General features: G+C 50.0%; 1 protein-coding gene. It reads left to right on the plus strand.

Annotated features, from left to right (window positions below):
- Window positions 1-110 precede the first annotated feature (110 nt).
- On the plus strand, window positions 111-11,386 hold an 11,276-nt coding region (locus HWQ44_RS16060; RefSeq protein ID WP_292720260.1), incomplete at its 3' end, for a non-ribosomal peptide synthetase.

Below are 11,386 nucleotides of genomic sequence, written 5' to 3' on the forward strand. Positions count from 1 at the left end.
AGACACAAAAAGACTTTTCACCCAGTCCCCATTCCCTAGTCCCCAGTCCCCAGTCCCCATTCCCCAGTCCCCAGTCCCCAGCTATATTTGCCATATATTAAATATTAATTATGGATACGGAATACCAGCTTAAATGTATTGAAGAGACATTTTATCGGGACTCAAGGCAGTCCCTGCCCTCCAGAGAACCAGAATTGATTGTGCCGCCTTCGTTCCAAATTGAGCCGATCGCAATTGTGGGACTGTCTGGCTACTTGCCTGGTTGTATGTCCGTCCGTGAATTTTGGCAAGCTTTAGACGCAGACCGTTCGTTGATTGAGGAAATCCCTGGAGAACGCTTTGATTGGCGCAACTATTACGATCCGTCAGGCAAAGATCCTGGAAAGACGCGGTGTAAATGGGGCGGCTTTATTCCCGATGTTGCAGGCTTTGACGCGCATTTCTTTAAGATTCTTCCCTTCGATGCTAAACAAATAGACCCAAGGCAGCGGTTGCTGCTCATGTCGGTGTATCAAACTTTATGTGATGCCGGATACGCCCCCGCAACGCTGAAGAAATCCCGCACCGGAGTTTATGTTGCTCATCAGGACGATGATTATCTCCAGATATTGAATGAACGCGGACTCGATCCAGGTGAAGGGTACGGGCAGGCATCGCTACTGGCTAATCGAATCGCTTACTTTTTTGATTTTCGAGGCCCCAGCGAGATCGTAGATGCACAGTGCGCTGGTGCGGCAGTCGCTTTGCATCGAGCTGTATCGGCACTGCGATCCGGTGAAATCAGCCATGCTATTGTCAGTGCCGCCAACTTGCTCTTGCGCCCGCAGCCTTTCTTGGCACTGTCGCGCACCAAACAATTGAGCCGCACCAATACCGTGAAGTCGTTTCAAGAGAATGCAGACGGTCATTTACGAGCTGAAGGTGTTGTCAGTGTGATGTTGAAGCGCCTCACACAAGCCGAAGCAGACGGCGATTTTATTTATGCGCTGATATCAAATACGGCGGTCAACTTTAATGGTCAAGGGGGTACTTCGAGTGCTTCTCCGAACATAGAGAGTCATGTAGAGTTGATCGAGCGATGCTATGGAGAAGCTGGTATTGACCCGCGTGATGTGAGCTATATCGAAGCTCAGGGCATGGGAAATCGTCTTTCTGACTTGGCGGAGTGGGAAGCCTTTAATCGGGCACTGCGATCACTAGCCAAAGCTAGAGGCGTGACTTTGGATCTCCACTCTTGTCGAATTAGTACGCTCAAGCCTTTAATCGGGCATATGGAATCGACATCTGCTCTGGGGGCGCTGCTGAAGATCGTCCGTAGTTTGGAAACCGAGCGGATTCACAAGATTCTCGGTTTTTCTGGCGCGGATATGGCGCTGGACACAGACAATCAGCCCTGTGTCCTTGCCAGCGAGACATTGCCTTGGAACAAAACGGACAAGCCGCGCCTCGCCGGACTGCATTCTTTTGGGATGAGCGGCAACAATGCTCATATTTTAATTCAGGAGTATCGTCCGTCAGAGAAAGAATATTCCCCGACTCAATCCTTGCCTGTCATTCAAGAGTTTCTCATCGTACTTTCTGCGAAAAGTGAGAAATCGTTAAAAGCCCTAGCAAGCGAACTCAACCAGTTTCTTGCCACTCCACCAGTCCCTGATTTAAAGGACATTGCCCACACATTATACAATGGGCGCGAACACATGGACTATCGAATGGCGATGGTCGTTTGCGATCGCCAACAATTGAGGGCTGGACTGCAATCCTATATCGCAGCGCCCGATCGCATTTCGACAAAAAAAGGGAATCCCAATGTCTTTATTGGCACAGTGAGTTCTGCTCAAGAGCAAGATACTTCAAGTTTTGCAGGAATGCAAGCGATCGCAGCGGCGTGGGTGCAAGGCAGTGCAATTTCATGGCCGGAACATCCTACCGCCCGCCGGGTGCCACTTCCTGGTTATCCCTTTGAGACACAGCGCTATTGGCTGGATGAAGAAATACAGCCCCCTCCATCTCTGGCAGCAATTCCTAAGACAGGATTTCAGGACTTTGCGATCGATCCAGGACAATCCAGTGAAGAGAACCTGCGTCGATATCTCACCTGTATTCTAGTCGAGTTCCTTGACCTACCACCAGATCGAATCGACGAGAATAAACATCTGCAAGATTACGGCATCGACTCTCTTGCAGGAATGCGGGTGATTCGCAGTCTGTCGGAAACCTTCGACATCGAAGTTCTGGGTCGAGATTTGCTCCAGCATCCGACAATCCGATCGCTATCAAAACACCTGAGTCAAAGAATCGACTTGGAGGCGAACAGCCCGTCCAATCCACAGGTGAGTGAACCAGAGAACCGAGAGGTTGAAAATTTCCCGCTCTCGGAAGGTCAAAAAGGATTATGGGCGTTACAGAAGTCCTTTCCGCTCATGACTGCCTACAACATCCCGTTGTGTCTCAAGATTCGCAACATCATCGACACTTCGATTTTGTCAAAGGCTTTGAAGTCATTACTCAGACAGCATCCTGTTCTCGGCTATCACCTGTCTGAAAAAGACGGCATTCTCAGACAAGGGCTGGCTCCGGGAACTGAGATCGGCATTAATACTGAAGATGTTTCAGTCCTTGATGAGCAAAGCATCCTATCCAAACTCAGAGAAAAGTCGAAACAGCCCTTCAATCTGGAGCAAGGCCCCTTAATCCGGGTGGATCTGCTGCAAAAATCTTCAACGCAAACCTACCTTCTGATTTGCGTACATCATATTGTGTTTGACGGTGGCTCGTTCCTACCATTGGTTGATTCACTTTTTGATGCTTATCGCCGCTTACTGCACGGAGAATCGCCGCTTGCTGCGCCGATCTCCACAACCTATCAGGATTTCGTTCTCTGGGAGCGGCAGATGCTGAATGGCGCTTGGGAAAAACATCGATCCTATTGGCGGGAGACACTTTCCGGCAACCTGCCAGTACTTGAACTACCCACCGATCGCTCGCGGTCAAAAGCACAACTGTTTTCCGGTGCAGTAATTTCGACATCGATTGAGTCGTCGCTGGCGGCTCAAATCCAGAGTTTTAGCAAAACGCAACGAGTCAACCCCTCTACCATATTTCTGGCTCTATACAAAATCCTGTTACATAGATATACCAACTTGGATGACATCATTGTTGGGATGCCAAGCATGGGGCGACCGCAAGAACGATTCCGCTCGGTCGTTGGTTATTTCATCAATATGGTGGCGATCCGCAGCAAAGGCTTCAGTCAGCAGACATTTGCAACTTTTCTGGAAAATCTCAAGTACACCATGTCCGATGGTCTTGACCACGCCAGGGTTCCTTTTACAACCGTTGTCCGAGATATCGGCATTCTCCCCAATGCGATCGCCGCCCCCGTGTTTCAAGTGGCGTTTGAGTACCAGAACGGTCTGGCACCTAGCGATTTGCAACACTTATGCAGTTGCTATGGCGACCTTTTCGATTTAGAAATTAGCTTCGACATCCACCAGGAAGGTGAATACGAGCTGGTATTGGAGGTGTTTGAAGAAGCGAATGGTTATCGAGTCAGTTTTAAATATAATCCGAGCTTATATGACGCAACAACGATTCAACAGATGCTCGGTCATTATTTGCAGCTGACCCAAGTGGCAATTTCAAATCCGAATGCCTTGGTACACAAGTACGAAATGATGGACGATGCGGAACTACGTTTGATTCAGTGGGATTTGAATGCAACTTCAGTGGAATATCCCAGCAATTGCGTTCACCAACTGTTTCAAGCTCAAGTCGAGAGAACTCCGAATGCTGTGGCGGTGGCTTGCGGTGAGCGAACTCTATCTTATGAAGAACTGAATCGCAAAAGTACAGCTTTAGCCAAATACTTGCAGCAACAAGGTGTCCAGTCGGAAACCTTGGTTGCAGTTTGCGTCGAGCGATCGCTAGAGATGATCGTCGCCTTGCTTGGGATTATGAAGGCTGGCGGTGCTTATGTGCCTTTAGATCCGCAATTTCCCCAAGAGCGTTTGACGTATATGTTACGTGACTCTGGTGCTACATTCCTCGTTACCCAGTCGTGGCTGAACAATAGAATTGGTTTCATCGACGCACAGTACATTAACCTGGATCGGCAATGGGACGAAATCGAACAGGCTGCGGAATCGGTCGAGCCTCTAAAATGTTTGGCAGGTCTGGGAAATCTCGCCTATGTCATTTATACATCGGGAAGCACTGGTAAGCCCAAGGGAGTCACAATCGAACATCGGGCGCTGACCAACTTTCTCTGCGGTATGGCAGACCAAATCGGCAAGCAGTTCGTGGCTGATTTTCTGGCAGTTACAACCTACAGTTTTGACATCGCCGCGCTGGAACTGTTTTTTCCCCTCATTCAGGGTGGGCGTTGCACCATCTGCGATCGCGATCGACTCAAAGACGTTGAGGCGATTAAGGCGGAAATTCGGCGTTCAAAACCGACTATTATGCAAGCTACACCCTCCTTTTGGACTATGTTGCTTCAGTCAGGATGGAAAAATGACGAGAACTTAAAAATTCTCTGTGGCGGTGAGATGCTAAACGATTCCCTGCGATCGATGTTTGCCTCCATCGGCTGCGAAGTCTGGAATCTTTACGGCCCCACCGAAACCACAATCTGGTCGATGCTTGCGAAGATCCAACCCGGTGATTCAGTCACCATTGGCAAGCCGATCGCCAATACCCGTGTCTATATCCTGGATGCCCACGACCAACTGGCTCCGATGGGTGTCCCAGGCGAACTTTGCATCGCTGGCGCAGGTTTGGCGCGGGGGTATTGGGACCAGCCGGAACTTACCGCCCAAAAATTTATCGATCATCCCCTAGAGGCGAATAACGGCAGCAAGCTGTATCGCACGGGCGACCTGTGTTGCTGGCTACCCAACGGCACCCTCCAGCATTTGGGTCGGTTGGATCTTCAGGTGAAGATTCGCGGATTCCGAATCGAACTGGAAGAAGTCGAACGCGAACTGAGTCGCCATCCCGCAGTAGTTGAATGCGCGATCGTGGCAAAGGAACGCCAGGGAGTCCAGAGTTTGATTGGCTATTACGTTCCCAGGCAAAGTGACGAAAACAACTTGTTACAGGACTTCGATCTCATCGCCCATCTGAAGCAGCGTCTGCCCGATTACGCGATCCCAACAGCATTCGTCTCGCTGGATCGCATACCTCTAACTGCCAACGGCAAGGTCGATCGAAAATCCCTCGCCAACCAAGAGGTTGCGATCCAACGGAAAACAGAGAAAGTGACTGCCAAGACTGAAACCGAGGCGATTCTGGCAGATATTTGGAAGAATGTGCTGAATGTCACGGATATTAGTATTAACGACGGGTTCTTTGCTGCTGGTGGCGATTCGGTTTTGTCTGTGATTCTGGCGGATCGGATAGCGCGAAGATTTAATCGAGAGTTTTCGGTTACATCCTTGTTCAAGTATTCAACAATCCGAGATATTGCCGCCTATTTAGGAGACAAACAGGCTGAGATTCTGGGAGAAACTCCGTTACAAAATCCCATATCTGCGTCCCACGAAGATGGGCAAGACCGAGCAGCGCTAGCCTTCGACAACGCCAAAGGCGAAGCGCTGCAAGATAGCCTGGCCATCATTGGTATCTCTTGTCACTTTCCCGACGCCCCAAATCATTATCAATTCTGGCAGAACATCTGTGCCGGCAAGGAAAGCGGGCAATTCTTCTCTGAGGAAGAACTACGCCAAGCTGGTGTTTCAGAAGACTCGATCCAAAATCCCTACTTTGTGGGAGTCCAGCGAACAATTGAAGGTAAGGGCAACTTCGATCCCGAATTCTTCAACATCTCGCCACGCAACGCCGTGTTCATGGATCCACAATTCCGTTTGCTGCTGATGCACGCTTGGCGGGCGGTGGAAGATGCGGGATATGTGTCAAGTGAGATACCTCGTACCAGCGTGTTTATCTCCGCCAGCAACAGCGGTTACAACACGTTGGTTGACAAAGCTGGAATTATCGAAGCCACGGACGAATACACCGCCTGGATGTTGAGTCAGAGCGGCACGATTCCCACCACGATTTCTTATCAGCTGGGCTTCATTGGGCCGAGTGTATTTGTGCATACGAACTGTTCCTCGTCGTTGGCAGCACTTAGTGCCGCTTATCAAAGCCTCAGCCTGGGTCAGTCCGACTACGCATTAGTCGGCGCATCAACCTTATTGCCTAAGTCTGAGATGGGATATCTGCATCGTCCCGGTTTGAATTTATCCCGTGATGGTCACTGCCGAACCTTCGATGCGGCTGCTGATGGACTGGTGGCAGGTGAAGGCGTAGCGGTGTTATTAGTGAAAAAAGCTCCTCTAGCCATTGCCGACGGCGATCGCATTTATGCCCTGATCCGAGGAATCGGTATCAATAACGATGGCAGAGACAAAGCTGGGTTCTTCGCGCCCAGCGTGCGCGGTCAGTCCCAGGCGATCGATTTGGCGTTGACTTCTACAGGTATTAGGGCAGAGACGATTGGCTATGTCGAAGCCCACGGCACTGGCACCAAGCTAGGCGATCCCATTGAGATTCAGGCGCTCTGCGACAGCTATCAAAAAGATACCAACCAAAGGCAGTATTGCGCCATTGGTTCAGTAAAACCGAATATTGGGCACTTGGATACAGGCGCAGGGCTGGCAGGATGCATTAAAGTGGCGATGAGCTTGTACCACAAAAAGATTCCGCCGTCAATCAACTTCAGCCAACCAAATCCCGCCATTGATTTTGAGCGATCGCCATTTTTTGTAGTGGATCGTCTCCGTGAATGGGAGGCAGCGCCCTGGCCCCGTCGCGCGGCTCTGAGCGCCTTTGGCATTGGTGGAACCAATACCCACACGATTCTGGAAGAATATCTGCCAAGTCCAAGGTTATCCCCAGAGAAACTCAATAGTCCGGTTCTGATGGTGCTGTCAGCCAGGAAAGACGATCGTCTTAAAGAATACGTCGAATCCCTGGTTAAATATTTAGAACAGGGGATTGCCAAACCCAACGATTCCAGCGAAACCGAGTGGTTAATAAACCTTGCCTACACCTTGCAATGCGGACGCCAGCCGATGGAGATTCGGGTCGCCTTCATTACCAGCAGTGTTGAAGAATTGCTCGCTAAACTCCGCAGGTTTGCTACCGACTGGCAGCCTTTTGAGGGTTGCTATTTTGGTTCGCCATCTAGGGAGAATCAGATTCTCAAGCTGTTTGCAGGTGATGAGGACATACAAGGATTATTGGCGCAGTGGCTAGTAAAAAAGAATGTAGCCAAGTTAGCGCAGGTATGGATTCAGGGGGTGAAGGTGGATTGGAGCCGATTATACTGCGATCGCTTGCCGTCCCGAATTAGCGCCCCCACATACCCTTTTGCACCAGAGTACTATTGGCCGACTCCTAATCCTTCGTCAGTCAGCTTTTCAGTACTTGCACCAAGCCATGCGATCGATCCGTTGCAGCACAAGAATGTTTCGGTGTCGGCGCAACATTACAGTTACGAGTTCACTGGGCATGAGTTTTTTCTAGCAGATCACCAGATCCGGCACAATGGTTCTGGGAGAAAAGTATTGCCTGCTGTGGTATACCTGGAAATGGTTCACCGCGCTGTCTGGCAAAGCATCAGCCATTCGCTGCCAAATTTAGAGTATCCAGGAAATAACGACAAGGCAGTAATTGTACTGAGTAATGTTGCTTGGGTACAGGCTCTCTTTGTTGACGAATCGCCAGCAGTCGTTGAATTGAAATTGTTTGACGGGGCGCTGAACCAAATGCGTTTCGAGATCGGCAGCACATTCAAAGGCAAAACTTCACTTCACTGCCACGGTGACGCAGCAGTGCGTTTTAATACTGCTCCTACTCTCAACTTGCTCGAACTACAGCAACAAATACAAGACCGTCAACTTTCATCAGCAGAATGTTATGAGATTTTTCGCACATTAGGCGTAGATTACGGCCCTGCTCACCACGCCATCGATACTCTGTTCCTGTCCGCAGGCAAAACTTCAGATCGACAGGTGTTGGCAAAGTTGGTGATTCCTGATGCCGTCGCTCAAGAGCAGTCTCGATATATCTTACACCCCAGTCTGTTGGATGCTGGGTTGCAGTCGTGCGTCGCCTTATTGCTGACTAATTCCCAAGAGTCGCTGCGGTTGGCGTTGCCATCGTCCCTGGAACAAATAGAAGTATATGATTCCTGTGCTGCCCTCATGTGGGCTTGGGTTCGTTTTGCACCCGAAACCAAAAAAGACAGCCCAATTCAACGAATAGACATCGATTTATGCACTGACGACGGTAAGGTTTCAGTGCGGATGAAGGGCTTTGTCGCCCGCGAAATTCGCCAGCAGGATTCCGATGGAGCAGTCACTCAACATCAACCAAAGCCTTTGATAAGTAACGAGATGCCGCCCGGATTGGGTTCTGTCACCCTGAAACCAGTTTGGGATCGTGTGGCGATCGCACCTCAAGCGGAGCGCTCAAAAGACAGCCTCACAGTAGTTTTCGGTGCAAACCAAACCTGGAAAGAGCAGATTGCCCAACTCGATCGCGCCGCAGTGCTGGTTGACTCGGCAAAGCCGCAATCTGTTAAGGAATTCTCCAAACAAATCGAATTGCTAGGATCGATAGACCGCTTACTTTGGCTTACTCCAGCAGCGATTAAATATGCCTTAGATGACGATCGCCTTGTCGATGAGCAGGAGTCTGGCGTTCTTCAGTTGTTTCGCTTGCTCAAATCGCTCTTTGAGAGCGGTTACGGCAAAAAATCCTTAGCGCTCACTGTTGTGACGAGTCAGAGTATCGCGGTTCGGCTATTTGAAACCGCAAATCCGATCGCGGCAAGCATTCACGGTCTAGTTGCAACGCTCAAGAGTGAATATCCACATTGGCGCGTTCGGTTACTGGATATTGACGGGGGCGAGTTGCCATCTCTTGGTGAGTTATTTCCTGACAATGACACCGCTGATTTCCCGTTGCTTGCGAGGCGAGACAAACAATGGTTTGCCCGCAAGCTGATCCCCATCGCCTTTGAAAGCAACGATTTTCCCGCCTACAAGCAAAAGGGAGTATACGTGGCGATCGGTGGCGCTGGCGGTGTTGGCGAAGTCTGGAGCCGACACATCATTGAGAACTATCAAGCGCAAGTAATCTGGATCGGTCGGCGAGAACTCAACGATAAAATCCGCGAAAAACAGGCGAAACTAGCTGCATTCGGTTCAAAACCGCTCTATATTCAGGCAGACGCAAGAAACAAAGCCTCTTTAGAAAAAGCTCTCAACGAGATTCGCCAAAGCTACAGTTGTATCAATGGCGTGGTACACACTGCGATCGAGCTTCAAGACCAAAGTCTGGCGCAGATGTCCATTGCTCGTTTTCGGACTGGACTGTTCGCCAAGGCTGAAACCAGCGTTCGCTTAGTTCAGGTTTTCCAGCATGAGCCGTTGGACTTCGTTCTCTTCTTCTCTTCCCTGATCTCTTTCGGTGAGTCGCCAGGACAAGCCAACTATGCCGCCGGGTGTACCTTCCTCGATGCCTACGCCCAACAGCTTGGCAAAGACTGGGCTGTGTCGGTGAAAGTGATGAATTGGGGATATTGGGGCAACGCTGGTGTTGTGGCTGACGCTACCTATCGAGAACGAATGCGGCAAAACGGCATCGGCTCCATTGAATCACAGCAGGCAATGGCGGCTCTAAATCGACTGTTGCAAGGACAAATCGATCAATTGGCATTCATCAACCTGCTCAAATATCAAGCACTTAAGTTTGTAATTGAAGATGAAGTGCTTTCCGTAGTCGGTTCCGCCCGCAGTCAAACGGCTCATCCTGTAGTTGAGAATGTTGCGGCTGAAATACGCTACTCTCAGCAATGGCAATTAATTCGCACCCATCGAACCGATGCCCGTGACATCCTGCTGCAAAACTTGTTGCTTGCCAATTTGAGCGAGATGGGAGTTCTCAATTCCCCGAATGGGCGATCGCTCCCTGTTACCTACTATCATAAGTGGCTTGACGAGAGCATCCGTCTGCTTCAACAGAATGACTTGTTAATTCGTCAGGGAAATGTCAGCAGCGTCGAAGAACTTTGGACGACGTGGCAAAAAGCGCGGCGGGACTGGGAAGGAAGCGCCAGCGTGACAGCAGAGATCGATCTTGTGGAGAGATGTCTGCGTTCATTGCCAGATATCCTCAGTGGTAGAAAACTTCCCCAGGACGTGATTTTTCCTGAATCTTCCCTACGCCTAGTCGAGCCGCTATACCGAGGCAATCCGATTGCAGATTTTTTCAACGAGGTGATTGCCGATGCAGTTGTCGATGCTATCAACAGTTTGGACAAAGGCAACGGGCCGATCCGAATCCTAGAAGTTGGTGCGGGGACAGGCGGAACCACTGTTGGTTTATTGCAAAAACTTCAGCCTTATAGCGATCGCATCGGCGAATACTGCTATACCGATATTTCCCAGGCATTCCTCATTCATGCCCAGGAGCATTACGCCATCGACTACCCATTTCTCAAGGTCGATCGCTTTAATGTCGAGCAGCCTCTTTCCACTCAGTCGATTCAGCCTGGAAGTTACGATATTGTAGTAGCAACGAACGTCCTCCACGCAACTAAAAATATCCGTCAGACTGTACGTAACGTCAAAGCCGCGATGCGTGAAGGCGGACAAGTCTTTGTCAACGAGATCAGTGGGAATTCTCTATTCTCTCACTTGACTTTTGGCTTGCTGGAAGGCTGGTGGCGTTTTGAAGATGCCGAAATGCGTATCCCCGGTTGCCCAGCCCTGAATTCTCATACCTGGAAACAGGTTTTGCAAGAAGAAGGTTTCGATGCCGTCAAGTTTCCGGTGGAGTTTGCCCATGATTTAGGCCATCAGATCGTCGTTGCTACCAGTAATGGCGTCATTCGTCAACCTTTGTTGGGCAAGCCCCATGCCGAGCCGGAATCTGTCGCCCAGACGCAGCCCGATGATTCATCAAATGTGCAGACAAATAGTGTTGTGTCATTGCAGGAGCGGACTACAGAATTTGTTCGCCAGACCTTATCAGAGGCAACACGGACTCCAGCAAACAAGGTTCGTCTCGATACGCCCTTCGAGCAATATGGTGTGGATTCAATTGTGCAGGTGGGGCTGATCCAAAAACTAGAACAGGTGACTGGATCGCTGCCCAACACCATCTTGTTTGAATACAGCACCACCCGCGAACTCGTTGACTATCTATTAGCCCATCACCAGGAGTTCTTAACCGTATCCTTCCTGACTGAAAAAGGGACTGGGGACTGGGGATTAGGGACTGGGGACTGGGGATTAGGGACTGAGGACTGGGGATTAGGGACTGGGGACTGGGAAAACTTGGAAGGGGATTCAGACCTAAACCAAGTTTTGTT

The sequence above is a fragment of the Nostoc sp. JL34 genome (assembly GCF_017114945.1).
In the GTDB taxonomy this organism is placed as follows: Bacteria; Cyanobacteriota; Cyanobacteriia; order Cyanobacteriales; family Nostocaceae; genus Nostoc.